Annotated in this window: 17 protein-coding genes; 12 read left to right on the forward strand and 5 right to left on the reverse strand. The window is 62.0% G+C overall.

Annotation, left to right across the window (positions count from 1 at the left end):
• The first annotated feature begins 9 nt into the window (after positions 1–9).
• On the forward strand, positions 10–1,428 hold the full coding sequence (locus J4D99_RS14635) for a pectinesterase family protein (RefSeq protein ID WP_208132476.1): 1,419 nt from the start codon (positions 10–12) through the stop codon (positions 1,426–1,428).
• A 53-nt stretch (positions 1,429–1,481) separates the two neighbouring features.
• Positions 1,482–2,090: a HupE/UreJ family protein gene (locus J4D99_RS14640; protein ID WP_208132477.1), complete on the forward strand. Its 609-nt coding sequence runs from the start codon at positions 1,482–1,484 to the stop codon at positions 2,088–2,090.
• A gap of 53 nt (positions 2,091–2,143) precedes the next feature.
• Here J4D99_RS14640 and J4D99_RS14645 read toward each other — a convergent pair whose 3' ends face one another.
• Entirely contained in the window at positions 2,144–2,998 is an 855-nt protein-coding gene (locus J4D99_RS14645) for an alpha/beta fold hydrolase (protein ID WP_208132478.1), read from the reverse strand.
• A gap of 165 nt (positions 2,999–3,163) precedes the next feature.
• Here J4D99_RS14645 and J4D99_RS14650 point away from each other — a divergent pair, with 165 nt between their 5' ends.
• The 7 genes from J4D99_RS14650 to J4D99_RS14680 all read left to right on the forward strand — a co-directional run bounded on the left by J4D99_RS14650 (position 3,164) and on the right by J4D99_RS14680 (position 12,103).
• Positions 3,164–5,527: a M1 family metallopeptidase gene (locus tag J4D99_RS14650; protein ID WP_208132479.1), complete on the forward strand. Its 2,364-nt coding sequence runs from the start codon at positions 3,164–3,166 to the stop codon at positions 5,525–5,527.
• Positions 5,528–5,620: 93 nt separating this feature from the next.
• Positions 5,621–6,493 (forward strand): helix-turn-helix domain-containing protein, encoded by an 873-nt coding sequence (locus J4D99_RS14655; RefSeq protein ID WP_208132480.1) that lies wholly within the window; start codon positions 5,621–5,623, stop codon positions 6,491–6,493.
• A gap of 102 nt (positions 6,494–6,595) precedes the next feature.
• Entirely contained in the window at positions 6,596–7,006 is a 411-nt protein-coding gene (locus J4D99_RS14660) for a DUF983 domain-containing protein (RefSeq protein ID WP_236018675.1), read from the forward strand.
• A gap of 230 nt (positions 7,007–7,236) precedes the next feature.
• Positions 7,237–7,875 (forward strand): (2Fe-2S)-binding protein, encoded by a 639-nt coding sequence (locus J4D99_RS14665; RefSeq protein WP_208132481.1) that lies wholly within the window; start codon positions 7,237–7,239, stop codon positions 7,873–7,875.
• A gap of 143 nt (positions 7,876–8,018) precedes the next feature.
• Positions 8,019–8,999: an FAD binding domain-containing protein gene (locus tag J4D99_RS14670; protein WP_208132482.1), complete on the forward strand. Its 981-nt coding sequence runs from the start codon at positions 8,019–8,021 to the stop codon at positions 8,997–8,999.
• A 9-nt stretch (positions 9,000–9,008) separates the two neighbouring features.
• A complete protein-coding gene (locus J4D99_RS14675) occupies positions 9,009–11,339 on the forward strand; it encodes a xanthine dehydrogenase family protein molybdopterin-binding subunit (protein WP_208132483.1) in 2,331 nt (776 codons plus the stop codon).
• A 161-nt stretch (positions 11,340–11,500) separates the two neighbouring features.
• Positions 11,501–12,103 (forward strand): nucleotidyltransferase family protein, encoded by a 603-nt coding sequence (locus J4D99_RS14680; RefSeq protein WP_208132484.1) that lies wholly within the window; start codon positions 11,501–11,503, stop codon positions 12,101–12,103.
• Between the two features lie 83 nt (positions 12,104–12,186).
• Here J4D99_RS14680 and J4D99_RS14685 read toward each other — a convergent pair whose 3' ends face one another.
• Positions 12,187–13,080 (reverse strand): NAD(P)/FAD-dependent oxidoreductase, encoded by an 894-nt coding sequence (locus J4D99_RS14685; RefSeq protein WP_208132485.1) that lies wholly within the window; start codon positions 13,078–13,080, stop codon positions 12,187–12,189.
• Between the two features lie 182 nt (positions 13,081–13,262).
• Here J4D99_RS14685 and J4D99_RS14690 point away from each other — a divergent pair, with 182 nt between their 5' ends.
• Together J4D99_RS14690 and J4D99_RS14695 are read left to right on the forward strand one after the other, a co-directional pair.
• Positions 13,263–14,696, forward strand: coding sequence for an MFS transporter (locus J4D99_RS14690; protein ID WP_236018676.1), 1,434 nt, complete (start codon positions 13,263–13,265; stop codon positions 14,694–14,696).
• A gap of 51 nt (positions 14,697–14,747) precedes the next feature.
• Entirely contained in the window at positions 14,748–15,266 is a 519-nt protein-coding gene (locus J4D99_RS14695; protein ID WP_208132486.1) for a DinB family protein, read from the forward strand.
• 130 nt (positions 15,267–15,396) lie between these two features.
• Here J4D99_RS14695 and J4D99_RS14700 read toward each other — a convergent pair whose 3' ends face one another.
• Both J4D99_RS14700 and J4D99_RS14705 read right to left on the reverse strand, forming a co-directional pair.
• Positions 15,397–16,965 (reverse strand): amidohydrolase, encoded by a 1,569-nt coding sequence (locus tag J4D99_RS14700; RefSeq protein WP_309509588.1) that lies wholly within the window; start codon positions 16,963–16,965, stop codon positions 15,397–15,399.
• Positions 16,966–17,244: 279 nt separating this feature from the next.
• The gene (locus J4D99_RS14705) at positions 17,245–18,015 is read right to left on the reverse strand and encodes an AMP nucleosidase (protein WP_208132488.1); all 771 of its coding nucleotides are present in this window, start codon (positions 18,013–18,015) and stop codon (positions 17,245–17,247) included.
• Positions 18,016–18,168: 153 nt separating this feature from the next.
• On the opposite strand from J4D99_RS14705, the gene J4D99_RS14710 reads away from it, so the two are divergent.
• Positions 18,169–18,639 (forward strand): type I restriction enzyme HsdR N-terminal domain-containing protein, encoded by a 471-nt coding sequence (locus J4D99_RS14710; RefSeq protein WP_208132489.1) that lies wholly within the window; start codon positions 18,169–18,171, stop codon positions 18,637–18,639.
• Positions 18,640–18,647: 8 nt separating this feature from the next.
• On the opposite strand, the gene J4D99_RS14715 is transcribed toward J4D99_RS14710, so the two are convergent.
• Positions 18,648–19,214, reverse strand: coding sequence for a DUF4833 domain-containing protein (locus tag J4D99_RS14715; RefSeq protein WP_208132490.1), 567 nt, complete (start codon positions 19,212–19,214; stop codon positions 18,648–18,650).
• Positions 19,215–19,460 lie beyond the last annotated feature (246 nt).

Below are 19,460 nucleotides of genomic sequence, written 5' to 3' on the forward strand. Positions count from 1 at the left end.
TCCTGATTTATGCCCGCACATACTACCCGCGTGGTGCCTGGCCTCCGGGTGAGCCTGGTACTATTCCTGCTGCTGGCGTGCAGCGCCCGGCTGCTCGCTTATAACCTGACCGTGGCCCAGGACGGCAGCGGCGACTACCGCACCATTCAGGCGGCCGTGGCCGCAGTGCCGGATGGCCGCACGGCGGTATTCACCGTCTACATCAAGGACGGAATCTATAGCGAGAAAGTGACGGTGCCGGCCACCAAGCCCTTTGTGCAGCTGGTGGGCCAGAGCGTGGCCAATACCATCCTGACCTGGCACGACGACAACAAGACTCCCGACGGCAAGGGCGGTACGCTGGGCACCGGCGGCTCGGGCAGCATCGTGGTGAATGCCACCGACTTCTCGGCCCTCAATATGACGTTTGCCAATTCCTTCGGCAATGGCTCGCAGGCCGTCGCCGTGAGCCTATATGCTGACCGGGGGGCGTTTAAAAACTGCCGCTTCATGGGCAACCAGGACACGCTGCTGACTTATGAGCGCAACGGTGAGGTGTCGCGCCACTACTTCCGCGACTGCTACATCGACGGCAATGTGGACTTCATTTTTGGCAACGCCATCGCCATTTTCGACAACTGCACCATCTACGCCAAGGCCAGGATGGGCAACGCAACGACTTCATACATCACGGCGGCCAACACCCCGGCCATGCAAACCTACGGCTACCTGTTTCGCAATGCCAGGCTGCCCGACAATGGCACCACGCCCTACTACCTGGGCCGGCCCTGGCAGAATGCCGCCCGGTTTTCGGAGGCCGCCGGCACGCTGGCCCACAACAAAGTGGTGTTTCTGCACGCCCGGCTAGGCCCCCAGGTGCTGCCGACCGGCTGGGCCACCTGGGACGCGGGCACCGACGTAACGAAAATTACAAACGCCGAATTTGACTCCCGGGATTTCAACGGGCGCCCCGTAAGCGTTCGGCAGCGCGTGGGCTGGTCGCGGCAGCTAGCCCCCGCCGATACCCTGGTGTACACCCTGGCCACGCTGTTTGGCCTTGGCACGGGCACGGCCAGCCGCACGGGTACACCGGTGCCGACGGCCTGGAATCCGACGGCGCTCGGAGCCGAGTTTGGCACGTACCGGGCACCCGACATTGCTGTGGCCAACCTGCAAGCCTCGCTAGGCCCTGGCAAGGTTACCATCGAGTGGAACAGCAGCTGGGCAATGGCCGGCATCACCTACGAGGTGCAGTGCGCGCTTGATAACGTGCACTTTGTGCGGGTAAGCCGCCAGACGGCCCGCACCGATGCGCAGTACAACTTCACGGCCACCGATGCGCTGCCGGCCGCGGGCACAAGCTGCTACTACCGCGTGGTAGCCACCAAAAAGGGCCTAGCCCCGCACACCACGCCCAGCGTGCTGGTGGCAATGCCGGCCCGGCCGTAGGCGCGGGCGCAGCCCCCTAGCCTTTAGCGCGGTGCGCCGTTTCTTTGCGGCCGATGTCGCTTTTCACAACCTACCTTCAGCTAGGGTTCCTGCACATTTGCAGTTGGCAGGCCACCGACCACCTCACGTTTTTGCTAGCGCTGTGCGCCCCCTACGTGCTGGCCGACTGGCGCCGGGTGGTGGCCCTGGTTACGAGCTTCACAGTGGGCCATTCCATCACGCTGGCCCTGGCCACGCTGGGCGTGGTAGGGGTGAATGCGCCCATTATTGAGGCCCTGATTCCGGTCACTATCATCCTCACCGCGCTAGTCAATATGAAGCAGGCTGGCCCGGCGCTGGACCGCCGCTCGCGTCGCGACACATCTGTGCTGTGGGCGGCACCCAATGCCCTGGCCGCCACGTTTGGCCTCATCCACGGCTTGGGGTTTTCTAATTATCTGCGGGCCTTGCTAGGGGCCAAAAGCCGGCCGGTAGTTGAGTTGCTGTCTTTTAATCTAGGCGTGGAGCTGGGGCAGCTGCTGGTGGTAAGCGTGGTGCTGCTGCTGGGCTTTGTGCTGCTGCGCGTGGTGGGCGTGGCCCGGCGCGACTGGGTGCTGGTAGTAAGCGGCGCGGCGCTAGGGGTGGCCACGCTGCTCTTGCTGCAAATGAGCACTGCCGGTTAAGGATAACAAGCCAAACGCCATCCCCTTCGGGCAGTTGCCAGCAGCGCCCCTGGCTAGCGTTGGGCAGCAGGTGGCGCGTGCTGGCGTAGAAATGTGCTTACCTCGTGCGCAAAGGCGGGAGTCTGGGCAGTGGTATTGTGCACGCCGGGCACTCGCTGCACGGTGGCGGCCGGCAGCAGGCGCGCCAGCGCCTCGGCCGAGCCATTGTCGTGGTCGTCGAGTCCGGAAATAACCAGCACTGGCACCGCTACCTTGGCTAGCGCGGCCGCTGAAGTGCTGGGCTGAGCCTGTTGCTGCCAGGCCAGGATTTGGCGGTCGAAGCCGCGCTGCCGCACATACGCCAAAAAGCCAGCCAGCTCCTGGCTGGTGGTGTCACCTTTCAGGGCTTTGTAGAAAGCCAGGCGCCGGGGCCAGTTGGGGTTGGTAAAGCCCTCGCCCATGCCGCCGAGCACGGCCGCCGTCACGCGCGGGTCGAGCACCAGCACGCGCGCCGCAATGATGGAGCCCCGCGAGTAGCCCACCACCTGGTAGTGCCGCAGGCCCAGGGCAGTAGCTAGGGCCTGCACGTCGCGCGCTTCGGCGTCGTGCTCGTAGCCGGCCAGGCTCGTGGGTTTGGCCGATTGGCCATTGCCGCGCAGGTCCAGCGCCACTACGCGGAAGCCCTGGGCTAGCAGCTCGCGGTAGAGGGGCGTGGCGGTCCACATGGCCAGGGTGTTTGTGAAGCCGTGGAGCAGCAGCACCGTCGCTCCCTGGCCCTGGGCTACGTAGTGAATTTTGGCGCCATCGAAAGACGTGAAAAAGGCATCGGTGGGCGGGGCGGCGGGCAGGGTCTGGGCCGATGAAAAGCCGGCGGGCGCACCTAGCAGCAGCCAGCAGCCCAGCCAGCGCAGGAGAGAAGATAACTCCATGGGAAGTAAACGGATAAGGGATGCCAGGCGCCGGGCCGCTCGGCTAGGGCCGCCACAGCGGTTGAAGATACTGGGGGCAGCAGCCGCAAAACAACTAGCCCGCCGCCGCAACCTCCGGCTTATCTTCGCCGCCTTTAGTAGTTGTTTCTCATTTAATCTTCGTTTATGCGCATTTCGCTACTGGCCGCCGGGCTAGGGCTGCTGTTGGCGCCGGCAATCGGCCGGGCCCAGACCACCAACTCGGGCACTGATAAATTTGAGCAGCTCGGCACCGAGCTGCCCACTCCTAATGAATACCGCACCGCCAGCGGCGCGCCCGGCCCCCGCTACTGGCAGCAGCGCGCCGACTACAACATCCGCGTGAGCCTCGACGATGCCAAGCAGGCCATCACGGGCTCGGAGACTATTACATATACCAACCTCTCGCCCGATGTGCTGCCCTACCTGTGGGTGCAGCTCGACCAGAATATTCTGGCTAAGAACTCGATAACCTATGCTACACAGGTTGGGCAGGTGAGTAACGGCCGCCTCTCCTTTCAGGAGCTTGACAACCAAATGGCTGCCGCCGAATTTGACGGTGGCTACAAAATCGCGGCCGTGACCGATGCCAGCGGCAAAGCACTACGCTACACCATCAACCACACCATGATGCGCGTGGACCTGCCCACCGCGCTGCGGCCGGGCCAGAAGGTGAGCTTTGGCGTGAAGTGGAGCTACAACATCAGCGACCAGCTCAAAATCAACGAGCGCAGCGGCTACGAGTACTTCCCCGAGGATAAGAACTACCTCTACGAAATGGCGCAGTTTTACCCGCGCATGGCCGTGTACTCCGACGCCACGGGCTGGCAGAACAAGCAGTTCCTAGGCAACGGCGAGTTTACGCTGCCCTTCGGCGACTACCGCGTGAGCATCACCGCGCCGGCCGACCACGTGGTGGGTGCCACCGGCACGCTCCAAAACCCCGACCAGGTGCTCACCAGCGCCCAGCGCCAGCGGCTAGCCTCGGCCAAGAACGCCAAGAAGCCGGTGCTCATCGTGACCCAGGCCGAAGCCACCCAAGCCGAAGGCAAGCGGGCTAGCGGCACCAAAACCTGGACGTTCGCCGCCAAAAACGTGCGCGACTTTGCCTGGGCCAGCTCGCGCAAATTCATCTGGGATGCCATGGGCATTTCGCAGAATGGCGTGCCGGTAATGTGCATGAGCTACTATCCCAAGGAAGGCAACCCGCTGTGGGGCCAGTACTCGACTGAGGTGGTAGCCCACACCATCAAGACCTATTCGAAGCACACCATCCCCTATGCTTACCCGGTAGCCATCTCTGTTCACGGGCCGGTGGGCGGCATGGAGTACCCCATGATTTGCTTTAACGGCGGCCGCCCCGAGAAAGACGGCACCTATTCGGCCGACCGGAAATACGGGATGATTTCGGTGATTATCCACGAAGTGGGCCACAACTTCTTCCCGATGATTGTGAACTCGGACGAGCGCCAGTGGACCTGGATGGACGAGGGCCTGAACACCTTCTGCCAGTACCTCACCGAGCAGGAGTGGGAGCGCAACTACCCGAGCCGCCGCGGCGAGCCGCGCGACATCGTGGCCTACATGCGCACCGACAAGAGCCTGCAAACCCCGATTATGACCAACTCGGAGTCGGTATTGCAGTTTGGCAACAATGCTTACGGCAAGCCCGCCACGGCCCTCAACATCCTGCGCGAGACGGTAATGGGCCGCGAGCTATTTGATTATGCCTTCAAAACCTACGCCCAGCGCTGGGCCTACAAGCACCCGCAGCCAGCCGACTTCTTCCGCACCATGGAAGACGCCTCGGCTGTGGACCTCGACTGGTTCTGGCGCGGCTGGTTCTACGGCACCGAGCGTTGCGACATCTCGCTCGAAGGCGTGAAGTACTTCCGTCCCAGCAGCAAGAACCCCAGCGTGGAAAGCAAGCGCATGCTAACCGAGCGCCAGGCCCAGCTGCCGAGCCTCTCGGCCCAGCGCAATGCTACTGACCTCAAAACCACCGCCGTAGAAGACAAGCCGGAGCTAAAGGACTTTTACAACAGCTACGACCCGCTGACCGTGACCGACGCCGACCAGCAGCGCTACAACCAGTACCTCACCACCCTGAGCCCCGAGCAGCAGCAGCGCCTCAACGGCAACCTGAACCTCTACGAGCTGAGCCTGCGCAACGTGGGCGGCCTCGTAATGCCCGTGGTGCTGCAAATGACCTACGACGACGGCAGCACCGACACCCAGACCATTCCGGCCGAAATCTGGCGCAAGAACAATGAGCAGGTAACCAAGCTCATCATCTCGCCCAAAAACGTGGTGTCGTTCGTCATCGACCCCTTGCAGCAAACTGCCGATACCGACCTGAGCAACAACGCCTACCCGCGCCAGCCGGTGGCCTCGCGCTTCGACCTGTTCCAGGCCGGGCAGGTGGGCAACAACGCCCCGCAGGCTAACCCCATGCAAAACGCCAAGAAAATGCCGCTTGAGAAGCGCGAAGACAAGCCAAACCCGCAGTAGGGGAGCGGCTAGTTGAATGTAAAAGCGCCTGCCGGTATCGGCAGGCGCTTTTTTGTGGGCTACCTAGGCCGTACGTTTCTTGCGCTCCCGATTATGAAGCCCACCACCCTGCCCGTACTGCCGCTAGCCGCCTTTCCGGCGCCCGAAACCGAGCCCGCCGCCCGCCGGCCCTACTACGTGCAGCGCCTCGAAACCCACGCGGCCCGGTTTCCGGGTGTGAGCGCGCCGCATACCCACGACTTCTATCTGCTGCTTTATATTACGCAGGGAGGTGGCACGCATACCATTGACTTGCAGGCGTATGAGCTGCGCCCGGGGGCGCTGTTCTTTCTGGCGCCGGGGCAGGTGCACGGCTGGGAATTGAGCCCCGACGCAGCCGGCTACATCGTGTTTTTTGAGGCTGGGTTCTACCAGCGGCGCTATCCGGCCAGCCGCCTGCAGAGCTACCCGTTTTTCGACCCTAGCCACCTGCCGGTGTGCTACCTGGCGCCGGCCGATAATGCCTTGGCGCCCCTGCTCGGCCAGCTCTGGGCCGAAACCGGCCCGCCCGCTACCCCCGACGATGAGGTGGTGGCCGCCTACCTGTTTCTGCTGCTGGAGCTCGCCGCCCGGCACTATCCCGAGGTGCCCGCCCCCGGGGCTGCGCTGGCCCGCCAGCAAGTGCGCGAGTTCAGCAGCTTGCTCAATCAGCACTTTCGGGAGCAGAAGACGGTGGCGTTTTATGCAGAGCAGCTGAATGTTACGCCCAACCACCTCACGGCTATTTGCCAGCGTGTGGTGGGGCACCCGGCCCGCGACCTTATCCTGGCCCGCGTAATGGCCGAAGCCCAGCGGCAGCTCCACCATTCGGCCGACTCGGTGGCCCAGCTAGCCCAGGCCCTCGGCTACGACGATGCCTCATACTTCAGCCGGGCCTTCAAAAAACACGTAGGATTAACGCCCGAAGCCTTCCGGCGGCAGCGTTGATTTGTGCGGTTTTTGCCCGCACGCGGCTCTGTTGGCGGGCTAGGGGCGCTGGTACCTTTGCCAGGTCATTCAGCGTTTCGCTTTTGCCTTATGTCTACTGTCATGTCTGCCGCCGCTGCCCCCATTGAATCGTCCTCGCTCGCGCTGCTGGCTTTGCGCTGCCCGCGCTGCCACCAGGGCAAGCTGTTTTCGCACTCTGCGCTCAACCTCACCAAGTTTACTGAAATGCCGGCCGAGTGTCCGGTGTGCAGCCAGACGTTTGAGCCCGAGCCGGGCTTCTACTTCGGCGCCATGTACATCAGCTTCGGCTTTGCGGTGGGCACGTTTGCCGTGGTAGGTATTTTGCTATATTACCTCTTCGACAACCCCGATACGTGGGTGTACGTGGCGGCGGTGGCTATCATCACCCTGCTCTCGACGCCGCTGGTGTTTCGCTACTCGCGGGCCATTATGCTGTATTTGTTTGGCGGCACGCGCTACGACCCAGCCTGGGCGGCGCGGCGCGCCCGCTAGCCTGCCTTTCAACTGCCAAAACCGAAATACCCACTGGCTTGCCGGTGGGTATTTTTTTATGGTAGCAGGAGTAGCGCCTAGGCCCTTAGCAGCTTAGCAAAAACTACGTTTGAGTTTAGGTAAAAACGCTGCCCGAACCTGAAGCGGGCACTAGCCAAATCGGTAAAAATCAGATAACAGCGCTTGCTATTTCTGCGTACTACGTAGCAGCCTTACCACGCGCTGCCCGTATGCACTCCGATGACCAAACCCCCGACGCGGCCAATGCTGCGTCGCAAGGCCCTTCGCGCCGTTCCTTCCTGAAGCAAACCGGCGGCTTGCTGGGCGTGGCCCTGGCGCCGCCCATCGCCAGCCAGGCCGAAGCCCTGGCCGATAAGCTGGCCCCCGCTAGCCCCATTCTGTCGGGCCAAATCAACGTTAGCCTCAACATCAACGGCCAAGCCAAGAACCTGCGCCTCGAGCCGCGCACCACGCTGCTCGACACCCTGCGCGAGCACCTCGACCTGACGGGCACTAAAAAAGGCTGCGACCACGGCCAGTGCGGGGCCTGCACCGTGCATATTGATGGCAAGCGCGTCAACTCCTGCCTCACCCTGGCTGTGATGGCGCAGGGCAAGCAAATCACCACCATCGAGGGGCTAGCGAAAGGCGAGGAGCTGCACCCCATGCAGGAGGCGTTCCTCAAGCACGATGGCTTTCAGTGCGGCTACTGCACGCCGGGTCAGATTATGAGCGGCGTGGCCTGCGTGAAAGAAGGCCACGCCACTACCGACGACCAGGCCCGCGAGTGGATGAGCGGCAACATCTGCCGTTGCGGCGCCTATCCCAATATTCTGGCTGCCGTGCGCGAAGTAGCAAACAAAGGATAAAGTAGCGTGGACTCTGTAGTCCGCGCACGAGCGCAGCGAGTATCGACGCCCGCGCCCACTTCTACCAATTTTCTAACCTGCACGGCGCGGCTGCTGATACTCGCTGCGCTCGTGCGCGGACTACAAAGTCCATGCTACTGGCTATGAACAACTTCGCCTACACTCAAGCCGCTTCGACCAAAGAAGCTACCGCCGCCAAGCAAGCCGACAAGCAGGCTGCCTTCATCGGCGGGGGCACCACGCTGCTCGACATCATGAAGGCCAATATCGAGCAGCATACCCTGCTGATTGATATCAACAGGCTCTCGCTGCTGGGCATCGAAAACGGGGCTAGCGGCCTGCGCATCGGCGCCCTGGAGCGCATGAGCGACGTGGGCGAGCACCCGCAGGTGGTGCAGAACTACCCCGTGATTTCGCAGTCGCTGCTGGCCTCGGCCTCGCCGCAGCTGCGCAACATGGCTAGCATGGGTGGCAACCTCCTGCAAAAGACGCGTTGCGGCTACTACCGCGACGTAGCGTTTCCGTGCAACAAGCGCGTGCCCGGCTCGGGGTGCCCCGCCCAAACCGGCGACAACCGCAACCTGGCCATCTTCGGCACCAGCCCGAGCTGCATCGCTACCCATGCCTCGGACCTGGCCGTGGCCCTGGTGGCCCTCGAAGCTAAGCTGACGCTCGAAAACCCGAAAGGCGCCACGCGCACCGTGCCGCTGGCCGATTTTTATAAGCTGCCCGGCAGCACGCCGCACATCGAAACGCACTTGCAGCCCGGCGAGCTTATTACGGCCATTACGGTGCCGGCCGCAGCGCACGCCCGTAAGTCGCACTACCTCAAGGTACGCGACCGGGCCAGCTACGCCTACGCGCTGGTGTCGGCGGCCGTGGGCCTCGATGTGCAGGGCGGCACCATCCGCTCGGCTAGGGTGGCGCTGGGCGGCGTGGGCACCGTGCCCTGGCGCGTGCCCGCCGTGGAAAAGGCCCTGGTGGGCAAGGCGCCGACGGAAGACAACTTCCGCGCCGCCGCGGCGCTGGCCGTGCGCGATGCCTCGCCCCGCGAGCACAATAAATTCAAGGTCGAGCTGGCCCAGCGTACGCTGGTGCGGGCGCTACTAGAGGTCGTTGCTTAAGTACTGATTATGGATTCTGAACCTCAATTCTTCGACCAGCCCGGGGGCTACGTTGGCCAGCCGCTGGTGCGGGTAGACGGGCGCGAAAAGGTGACCGGCAAGGCCAAATACTCGGCCGAGTTCCCGCTGCCGGGCCTCACCTATGGGGTGTTGGCCACAAGCCCCATTGCCAAGGGTAAAATCCAACGCATCGATACGTCGGCCGCTGCGCGCGAGCCGGGCGTCATTGCCGTGCTCACGCACCAAAACCTGCCCAAGCTGGCCAAGACGCCCAACGACCCACAGGGCAAAAAAGACATTGGCGCGCCGATGGGCTTTCTGCCCCTCACCAGCGACGAGATTTTTTACGCCGCCCAGCCCGTGGCAATAGTGGTGGCCGATACCCTCGACCATGCCCTGCACGCCGCCACGCTCGTGAAGGTGACCTACCAAGCTGCGCAACCCATCGCCAGCTTTCTCGACCCGAAGGCCGAGCTATTTGACCCGCAAAAGGTGCAGGATGGCAAGCAGGACGGCCACACCCGCCGCGGCGACGCGAAAGGGGCCCTAGCCAGCTCGGCCATTCAGCTCACGGCCACCTACAACCACCCCGTGTACAACCACAACCCCATGGAGCCAGGCTCAACCACGGCCCACTGGGAGGCGCCCGACCGCCTCACAGTGTACGAATCGACCCAGGGCGTAACGCGCACGCAGTCGGCCCTGACGGCCATGCTGGGCATTCCGCGCGAGCAGATTCGGGTGGTTACCAAGTACCTGGGTGGCGGCTTCGGGTGCAAGGGCTCGTGCTGGCCGCACACCATTCTCACCATTCAGGCGGCCAAAGCGGTAAACCGGCCGGTGCAGCTGATGCTCACGCGCAAGCAGCAGTTTACGAGCATGGGCCACCGCGAAGACCAGACCCAGACGGTGCAGCTCGGGGCCACGGCCGATGGCAAAATCACGTCGATAGTCCACACGAAGACCTCGACTACCTCGCCCTGGGACAACTACGCAGAGTCGAATTCCAAGATTCTGGACATGCTCTACGCCACGCCCAACTTTGAGGCGACGTACCAGCTGGCGCGGGCCAACGTGATGACCTCCACCTTTATGCGGGCGCCGGGCGAGGCGCCGGGTTCCTTTGCCATCGAGTGCTCGATGGATGATTTGGCCTACCGCATCGGCGTTGACCCCATCGAAATACGGCTGCGTAATCACGCCGACCACGACTACAGCACCAACAAGCCTTGGAGTAGCAAAAGCCTGAAGCAGTGCTACGCTAGGGGTGCCGAGCTCTTTGGCTGGAGCAAGCGCAACCCCCGGCCCGGCGTCACCCGCGATGGCCGCTACCTGGTGGGCATGGGCATGGCCTCGGCGAGCTACCCGGTGCACAACTCGCAGGGCACGGCCCGCGCCCGCCTCTACGCCGACGGCCACGCCGTGGTGCAGAGCGGCGCCACCGACCTGGGCACCGGCACCTACACCGTCATCACGCAGGTGGCAGCCGATGCGCTAGGCCTGCCGCCCGAAAAAATCCGCTTCGAGCTGGGCGATACCAACCTGCCCACGGCGCCCAACTCGGGTGGCTCGGTGGCGGCCGGCACGGTGTCGTCGTCGGTTTACATGGCCGCGCAGGATGTGTGGCAGAAGCTCATCAAGGTGGCAGTGGTCGATAAGAAGTCGCCGCTTTTCAAGGCCAAGCCCGAGGATGTGACGGTCGAAAAAGGCCGCTTGCAGCTCAAAAAGGACCCTAGCAAAGGTGAGAGATTCGCCGACCTGATGAAGCGCGCCGAAATGACCGATGTCGAAGGCATGGGCCAGGGCAAATACGGCTCGGGCTACGAAACGGGCCGCTCGGGCAGCCCCGCCGGCCCCAACAACAACACCGACACGGCCGGCGAGCACTCCATGCACTCGTTTGGCGCGCACTTCTGCGAGGTGCGGGTCGATATGGACCTGGGCACCATTCGGGTGAGTAAGTGGGTGAGCGTGATGGGCGCCGGCCGCATCCTGAACGCCCAAACGGCGCGCTCGCAGATTATCGGTGGCGCCATCTTCGGCATCGGCTCGGCGCTGATGGAAGAAACCATCCGCGACCCGCATTTCTCGCGCTACACCAACGCCGACCTGGCCAACTACCACGTGCCGGTGAATGCCGACATCCCCGACATGACCGTCGAGTTTGTAGAGGAAAATGACCCCTTCATCAACGCGATGGGCGTGAAGGGCATTGGCGAAATCTCGATGGTCGGCGTAGCCGCCGCCGTAGCCAATGCCGTGTACCACGCCACCGGCAAGCGCCTGCGCGACCTGCCCCTTACGCCCGATAAAGTGATGATGGCGGGGCTAGCCAGCTAAGCCTACTTACAGAACACAAAAGAACGTCATGCTGAGCTTGCCGAAGCATCTCTGCCACGCCATTAGGGTTAGTAATCCAACGATGCGGTAGAGATGCTTCGACAAGCTCAGCATGACGTTCTTTTGTGTTCTGTAAGCAATCAGTAATCAACAATCGACCTATGCACAACGACCCCCTCGCTACCGTGGGCCTGTTGCTACTGGCCGCCGGCTCGTCGTCGCGGCTAGCCCGCCCCAAGCAGCTGCTTCCCTATAAAGGCCAAACGCTGCTGCGCCGCGCCGCCGAAGTAGCCGCCGCCAGCCCCTGCCGCCCGCTGGTGCTCGTGACCGGCGCCCTGCACGACGAACTGCTGCCCGAAATCGAGGGCCTGCCCTTCCACGTGGTGCGCAACGACAACTGGGCCGATGGCATGGGCGGCAGCATCGCCGCCGGCCTGGCCGAGCTCGAAACCGCCGCCGAGGCTGCCAAAGTGGACGCAGTTATCGTCATGCTCTGCGACCAGCCGCTGCTCAGTGAAGAAGTTATTGGCCAGCTCATTGTGCAGTTTCAGGCCACTAGGCAGCCGGTAGTGGCCTCAGCCTACGCGGGCACCCAAGGCGTGCCGGCGCTGTTCAGTCGCGAAGTCTTCCCGCAGCTGCTGGCGCTGCGCGGTGCTAGCGGCGCCCGCGAACTGCTGCAGCAATATGCCCACCTGCCCACCGTGGACTTTCCTGGCGGCGCAACTGATGTTGATACCGAGGCGCAATACGCCGCACTAGGGTAGCAGGAAACACTGATTTTAGAAGCAACCCGGTGGCTGGCGGCTCAGTAGCAGCTGCCAGGCACCGGGTGCTATTATTTGCTCCGCTAGCTTCCCATAATAAGCTCGCGGCTCAGGCTCGCGCCCGCCAGGTTGCCGGCCGCTATGGCCAGGGCCAGCTGCGGCGGGGCCACGGCGCAGTCGCCGGCGGCGTACACGCCTGGCACCGTGGTGCGGTAGCTGGCATCGGTGCGAATGAGCACCTGCTCCGTGATTTCGCAACCTAGTTGCTGGGGTAGCTCGCTGGCCTGCTGCCACGGCAGGCGGGCATACAGCACGGGCAGCGGCTGGGTGCGGCCATCGGCCAGGCGCAGGCCCGTGAGCTGGCCGCTGGTGTGCAGCAGCTCGGTCACGGGCGTTTCTACCACCCCAATGGCATGAGCTTGCAGCAGCGCGTGTACGTCGGGGCCGAAGGTGGCGGGGCCGTTGGTAAAGACGGTGAGCTCGCGCGACCAATTCAGCAGCATTTTTACGTGGTGCTCCACTTCGGGGCCATTATTCCAGATGCCGGTGGGCTGGTCGGCCACCTCGTAGCCGTGGCAAAACGGGCAGTGAATCACCGACTTTCCCCAGCACTCGGCAAACCCTGGCACGGGTGGCAGCTCATCGCGCAGGCCCGTGGCCAGCAGCAGCCTGCTCGCCACAAAAGTGCCATGGGCTGCAGTGGCTACTGCAAACGACCCATCCGGCCGCTTTTCGGCGGCGGTTGCCTGGGCTTCGAGCAATTGCACGGTGGGGTAGGCGGCTACCTGCTGGCGGGCGCGGGCGGCCAGGTCGGCCGGCGCGTCGCCGTCGTGCAGCAGCAGGTTGTGGGCGTGGGGCGTGAAGCGGTTGCGCGGGCGACCAGCATCAAGCACCAAAACCGAGCGCCGGGCGCGGCCCAGGGCCAGTGCCGCGCTCAGGCCCGCGTAGCTGCCGCCAAGAATAAGTACGTCAAGCATGGAGGTGAAATAGAAGGGCGGCCAACGGCGTTGCCGGCGCGCTAGGTCAAATATAAGCCGATTTATTAAATTTTGAAACAATGTTGCATTTTAAGAAATGACTTAACACTGTAAAATCATACCGTCTAGCTTGCCGGCTGCTACCTTCGGCTAGCCGTTCTCCCTTTGCTATTCTGAATTTTATGCAGCCTACCGCTACTGCCACGCCGGCCGTTGAGAAAGACAACAAGCGCATTACTACTGGCTGGACTTTCTACGACTGGGCCAACTCGGTGTACCCGCTCGTCATTACCAGCTCGATTTTTCCCATTTACTGGGGCAGCGTTACCAAAGACATCAACCCAACCGATGTGGTTGATTTTCTAGGGTTTCAGGTGCCGGGCTCGTCGCTGCTGACCTACGCCATCTCGGCGTCGTTCCTGATTATCGCGCTCATCAGCCCGTTTTTGACGTCGCTGGCCGATTACTCGGGGCGCAAGAAGCTGTTTCTGCAAATCTTCTGCTACCTCGGCGCGGCGAGCTGCGCGGGGCTGGCGTACTTCACCAAGGGCACGCTCACGCTGAGCACGTTCATCTTCATCGCGGCCACGGTGGGCTTTAGCGGCAGCATTGTGTTCTACAATTCCTACCTGCCCGAAATCAGCTCCGAAGAGAAGTTCGACTCACTCTCGGCCAAGGGCTTTTCGATGGGCTACATCGGCTCGGTGCTGCTGCTGGTTATCTGCCTGGGCATCATTATGGGGCCTAGCATAGCGGGCGGACCGAAGGGCGTAGCGTTGTTTGGCATGAGCACCGGCGCGGCTACGCGGCTCAGCTTTCTGCTCACGGGGCTGTGGTGGGTGGGCTTCGCCCAAATTCCCTTTTTCACGCTGCCGCCCGATACCGGCCGCCCCGCCGATGCGCCCGCCTCTAAAGATGGCTGGCTGCTCAACGGCTTCCGCGAGCTCGGCAAAGTCTGGGACCAGCTCAAGCAGCTGCCCAACCTCAAGCGCTTTTTGCTAGCCTATTTCACCTACAACATGGGCGTGCAAACGGTGATGTACGTGGCCACTATCTTCGGCGACAAGGTGTTGATGCTGGATAGTACCTCGCTTATTGTCACCATCTTGCTGCTGCAAATCGTAGGCATTCTGGGCGCGTGGCTCTTTGCCAAGCTTTCGGAGCGCATCGGCAACACGCGCGCCCTGAGCTGGGCCGTCTTCATCTGGATGCTCATCTGCATCGCGGGTTACTACGTGCAAAAGGGCTGGAGCTTCTTTGCCCTGGCCGCCGTCATCGGCCTCACCATGGGCGCCGTGCAAAGCCTCTCGCGCAGCACCTATTCCAAGATTATTCCCGAAAATACGCCCAACTCGGCCGCCTTTTTTAGCTTCTTCGACGTGGTGGAGAAGCTGGGTATTGTTATCGGCACGCTCTCCTTTGGGCTGATTGGGCAGCTCACCGGCTCGATGCGCAATAGTATTCTTTCGCTCATCGTGTTCTTCATCTTCGGGCTAGGCTTCCTGCTCACGCTGCGCGGCAAAAAGCTGCGCGACGAGGCTACCTCCGGTAGTGCCACGCTGCCTCCGCCGCCCGCCTCGGCCGGCGCCGAAATGGGCCGCCCCCAAACCGTTTAGCACTGCTCCAGTTAAACTGGCAACTTTCTTTCCTTACCTATCCACCCTCACATGCACACTTCTTCTTTTCAGCAGAATGTCCTCGAAGAGCTCGACCGCGAGCTCGCCGTGACGCGCAAAGTAATTGAGCGTATCCCCGACGACAAGTTTGATTTTCAGCCGCATCCTAAGTCGATGAAGCTGGGCCAGCTCGGCTCGCACATCGTCAATTTGCTGAAGTTTAAGCAGCTTTTTGTCGAAGCCAATCAGCGGGATTTTCTCGACCAAAATGCTCCCAAGCCGCCGCCCAGCCCTACCACCACCGCCGAGCTGCTAACCCGCTTTGACCAGTTTAGTGAAGACCTGCGCCAGGCGCTACGCGAAAGCGACGACCAGAAGCTGACTGAAGGCTTTCAGCTGCGCCGCGGCGAGCAGGTGCTCATGGACCGGCCCAAAGGCGGTGCCCTGCGCATTATGGGCCTCAACCACAGCATTCACCACCGCGGCCAGCTCACCGTGTACCTGCGCCTGCTCGATATTCCGGTGCCCGGCATCTACGGCATGAGTGCCGACGAGATGGGCGGGTTTTAAAGTTTGTCTCTCTGTCCTTGCGAGCGCAACAAAGTGAAGCGCGGCAATTTTTCCTTCACGCTAGGGTTATCGCCCAAACGAAAAGGAAGGATTGCCGCGCTTCACTGCGTTGTGCGCGCAAGACAAATGATTATTTTCTGCCAAACACCTGCTTGCCGCCAATCCACGTCTGCTGCACAGGGGCATTGCGCAGCTGCTCTTTGGGGGCAGTGAGCAGGTCCGTTTTCAGCACCACGAAGTCGGCCAGCATGCCGGGTTTGATTTGGCCTTTGCGCTTCTCCTCGAAGGCGGCGTGGGCGGCCCAGGTGGTCATGCCGCGTAGGGCCTGCTCGCGGGTGAGGGCGTTGTTCATCTGGAAGCCGCCGCTAGGGTAGTTTTTGGCATCTTGCCGGGCCACCGCCGCGTGGTAGCCATAGAGCGGGTTAATGTCCTCGACCGGGAAATCGGACCCTAGCGCCACCTGGCCGTATTGCTTCAGCAAATCCTGGTAGGCGTAGGCCGTTTGCAGGCGCTGGGGGCCTAGCCGCTCGCCAGCCCAATACATATCCGAAGTGGCGTGGGTGGGCTGCACCGAGGGCACAATGTGGTACTGGCCGAACTTTGGAATGTCTTGCTTGCTCACCACCTGCGCGTGCTCGATGCGCCAGCGCCGGTCGGGCTGGCCACCCAGCGCAGCCCCGTAGATGTCGAGCAGCAGCCGGTTGCTGGAGTCGCCGATGGCGTGGGTGTTCATCTGAAATTTCGTAGCCGCCAGCTCCTTGGCCAGTGCCCGGTAGTAGTCGGGGTGTTGGAGCAGGAAGCCCTTTTCGGCCGGCCGGTCGGTATAGGGGGCTAGCAGAGAGGCGCCCCGCGAGCCCAGCGCGCCATCGGCGTATACTTTGAAGGACGAGATAGTCAGATTATCGCTGAAAAATGGCCCTTTCGGCAGGTAATAGGCCTTATTCTCGGGCGTGGGGTTGAGCATGGCGTAGAGGCGCAGGTGCAGCTTGCCGGCCTTTTGCAGGCCGTCCATGCGGTCGATATCCTCTTTGTTGAGGCCAGCGTCGGCGAGGCTGGTGAGGCCCACGGCCAGGCAGTTTTGCTGGCCTTGCAGCAGGGCGGCTTCGGCCTCGGGGGCGCTGGGCTCGGGAATTTTGCCGGCTACCAGTTTCACCGCATTATCCACGAGCAGGCCGGTGAGGCGGCCCTGCGCGTCGCGCCCAATCACGCCGCCGCTGATGGGCGTGCGCGCCGTGACGCCCGCCAAGTCGAGGGCTTTCTGGTTGACCAGCGCCGCGTGGCCATCAACGCGGATGATGAGCACCGGCACGTTCGGAAACAGCACGTCGAGCGTGTCTTTTGTAGGGAAGCGCTGGCCGGGCCAGTCGTTCTGGTCCCAGCCGCGGCCGGTGAGCCAGGCCGCGCCGGGTTGCTGCTGCCGGTGCTGCGTGAGGCGGCTCACCGTTTCGGCCCACGAGCTAGCCCCCACCAGGTTGGCCGAGCGCAGCCCTAGCGCATAGCGGTAGAAGTGGCAGTGCGCATCATAAAACCCAGGATAGATAAACTGCCCGCCTGCATCCACCGTCTGCGCCGCCTGGTAGCGCCCCTGCAAGTCGGCCGTACTGCCCACTGCCACAAAGCGCCCCTCGCGCACGGCAAAAGCCTGCGCCTTGCTGAAAGCCGAGTCCACAGTATACACGGTAGCATTGGTTACCAGCAAGTCAACTGCCTCACGCCGAGGGTGACAGCTTGCTACCCCTAGCAATAGTACAAGTGAAAGGGCACTCCCGAGTTTATAAAATAAGCGCATGGTACAAAACGGTATGCAAAGTTCCGGCTAGAATATAGCAGACAAAACTAAGCCCGTTCTCACCAGAGAACGGGCTAGCTCAATCATCTAAAAATAAATCTCATCGTGTAGTCAGCCTGCTTTAGCGGGCGTATCTGCGTAATCCGTTAAAGCCGTTTGAAACGAAGTTCAGCGTAGCTAGTCTGCGGGCTATTCGAATTTCATGTGCTTCACCGACTCGCCTGAATTTTTCAATTCGAGCAGCGAATCGATACCAATCAGGAGGTGCTGCTTTACAAAATTGGTGGTCACTTTCGAGTCCGACTCGGCTGTTTTCACACCCTCGGGCGTCATGGGGTTATCGCTCACCAGCAGCAGGGCGCCGTGCGGAATATCATTCATGAAGCCGCACACGAAAATTGTGGCCGTTTCCATGTCCACGGCCAGGGCGCGCACGCGCTTGAGGTAGTCCTTAAACTCCTGGTCGTGCTCCCACACCCGGCGGTTGGTGGTGTACACGGTGCCGGTGTAGTAGTCGAGCTCGTGCTTCTTAATCATCGACGACACAGCGCGCTGCAAGCGGAACGAGGGCAGCGCCGGAATTTCCTTGGGCAGGTAGTCATCGGAGGTACCATCGCCGCGAATGGCCGCGATGGGCAGCACCAGGTCGCCGAGCTTGGTTTTCTTCAGGCCCCCGCACTTGCCCAGGAAAAGTGCCGCCTTGGGCTTGATGGCCGAGAGCAAATCCATGACCGTGGCCGCCATCGGCGAGCCCATCCCGAAGTTGATGATGGTGATGCCATTGGCCGTGGCCGACTGCATGGGCTTGTCGGTGCCGCGCACCTCGGCCCCAAACTGCTCGGCAAACATGTACACGTAGTTGCTGAAGTTAGTGAGCAGGATGTACTGCCCGAACTCGTTCAGGGCCACGCCCGTGTAGCGCGGCAGCCAGTTGTTGACAATGTCTTCTTTAGTCTTCATAAGGTGTTCGTTAATGGTTGAGTAGTAAGGAATTATGGCCAGCGGTGCAAGTAGGCTAAACTAAAAAAGCCGCCTACCCGGTAGGGTACGGCGGCGCGGCGGGTAAGAAACCCAGGCGAAATGCGACAGCCAAAACCCGTACCTTTGGAGGTGATGCAAGTGCTCGACCTGCCGCCTTTCGACCACAAAATTAGGCAAAATTTAGCAAACATCCCGGAAATCTGGGACGAGCTGCGCCGCAAGTACGTGGTGCTGACCCCCGAAGAGTGGGTGCGGCAGCACGTGGCGCACTACCTCATGCGCCACCTGGGCTACCCGCGCGGCCTGCTGAGCCTGGAGCGCGGCCACCGCTACAACCAGCGCCAGAAGCGCACCGACCTTGTGGCGCTAGGCCCCGCCGGCCGCCCCTTGCTGCTGGTAGAGTGCAAGCGCCCCACGGTAGCCATTACGCCGGCCGTGGCCCAGCAGGCCGCCACCTACAACCAAACCATGCGGGCGCCGCTGCTGCTGCTCAGCAATGGCCTGGTACACTACTGCTGGCGCGTCGATTTTGAGCATGGTGTAAACGAGCGCCTGGCCGATATTCCGACCTATGCCGAGGCCAGCCAGCTGGCGGCTGGCTAGCCCCGCTGCTACACGCTCAGGCGCGTAACCACCGGCGCGTGGGTCGTGGCATCCCAGCCCTTAAGCTCGATGTAGCGCACGTTGGGCACCCAAAATGTGCCACCCTCGATGCGCAGATACACGCGGGTGAGTGCAATATACCGGCTGTTAACCACCGCGAACACGTGAAAGGCCCGGTCGAGGCCCGAGCGCATGAGGTAAAACGGCACCTTGTTATAGGCCGCAAACTTGAGCACGAACTTCTCAGGGCCTACCTTGTCGGCGCTCAGGCCGTAGGCGAACTTGCGCTGAATAAAATTCAGCTCCTTGCGCTGGCCCTGCTCATCATAGCGCAGCCAGAACACGTTTATTGGCTCATCGTCATCGACTTTACCGGCGTTGTTCACGTTGAGCTGGTAAATAACCGTATTCGTATTCGGGTCGCGCTGGAGGTAGAACAGCTGATTGGGCACCCCGGCCGGCACCGGAAAGCTGAGCATCGGCGGGCTGGCCTGCACCGGAGCCTTGGGCAGCGGTGGCGGGCCTGGCACACCCAAGGCCAACAGCAGGGTAAGCAAATAGGAAAAAACAGACATCGGTACTAAGAAAAATTAGCCAGCGCGCAGCCTCCACACTGGAGCTGGTGGGTGAACGAGGGCGCAGAAATGCAGCCATCGAGTGGGGCAGCGGATTTTGGCCAGCGCCACCCTAAGCGCTATCCTGCTCTTTAACTCAGCTAACCGGATAGGGTTGGAGATTGACCCCCGGATAGGCCTTTTATTGCGCACGCTCGATGGGCCCGATGTGCAGCAGCTATTGGCCGGAAGGGCTGCTGGCCGGGT

Source organism: Hymenobacter sp. BT559, assembly GCF_017571525.1.
Lineage (GTDB): Bacteria > Bacteroidota > Bacteroidia > Cytophagales > Hymenobacteraceae > Hymenobacter > Hymenobacter ginsengisoli.

Bases quoted from the DNA above. Each gene is read 5' to 3' on its own strand.
- J4D99_RS14635 (WP_208132476.1), top strand. From the start codon at position 10: ATGCCCGCACATACTACCCGCGTGGTGCCTGGCCTCCGGGTGAGCCTG.
- J4D99_RS14640 (WP_208132477.1), top strand. From the start codon at position 1,482: ATGTCGCTTTTCACAACCTACCTTCAGCTAGGGTTCCTGCACATTTGC.
- J4D99_RS14645 (WP_208132478.1), bottom strand. From the start codon at position 2,998: ATGGAGTTATCTTCTCTCCTGCGCTGGCTGGGCTGCTGGCTGCTGCTA.
- J4D99_RS14650 (WP_208132479.1), top strand. From the start codon at position 3,164: ATGCGCATTTCGCTACTGGCCGCCGGGCTAGGGCTGCTGTTGGCGCCG.
- J4D99_RS14655 (WP_208132480.1), top strand. From the start codon at position 5,621: ATGAAGCCCACCACCCTGCCCGTACTGCCGCTAGCCGCCTTTCCGGCG.
- J4D99_RS14660 (WP_236018675.1), top strand. From the start codon at position 6,596: ATGTCTGCCGCCGCTGCCCCCATTGAATCGTCCTCGCTCGCGCTGCTG.
- J4D99_RS14665 (WP_208132481.1), top strand. From the start codon at position 7,237: ATGCACTCCGATGACCAAACCCCCGACGCGGCCAATGCTGCGTCGCAA.
- J4D99_RS14670 (WP_208132482.1), top strand. From the start codon at position 8,019: ATGAACAACTTCGCCTACACTCAAGCCGCTTCGACCAAAGAAGCTACC.
- J4D99_RS14675 (WP_208132483.1), top strand. From the start codon at position 9,009: ATGGATTCTGAACCTCAATTCTTCGACCAGCCCGGGGGCTACGTTGGC.
- J4D99_RS14680 (WP_208132484.1), top strand. From the start codon at position 11,501: ATGCACAACGACCCCCTCGCTACCGTGGGCCTGTTGCTACTGGCCGCC.
- J4D99_RS14685 (WP_208132485.1), bottom strand. From the start codon at position 13,080: ATGCTTGACGTACTTATTCTTGGCGGCAGCTACGCGGGCCTGAGCGCG.
- J4D99_RS14690 (WP_236018676.1), top strand. From the start codon at position 13,263: ATGCAGCCTACCGCTACTGCCACGCCGGCCGTTGAGAAAGACAACAAG.
- J4D99_RS14695 (WP_208132486.1), top strand. From the start codon at position 14,748: ATGCACACTTCTTCTTTTCAGCAGAATGTCCTCGAAGAGCTCGACCGC.
- J4D99_RS14705 (WP_208132488.1), bottom strand. From the start codon at position 18,015: ATGAAGACTAAAGAAGACATTGTCAACAACTGGCTGCCGCGCTACACG.
- J4D99_RS14710 (WP_208132489.1), top strand. From the start codon at position 18,169: ATGCAAGTGCTCGACCTGCCGCCTTTCGACCACAAAATTAGGCAAAAT.
- J4D99_RS14715 (WP_208132490.1), bottom strand. From the start codon at position 19,214: ATGTCTGTTTTTTCCTATTTGCTTACCCTGCTGTTGGCCTTGGGTGTG.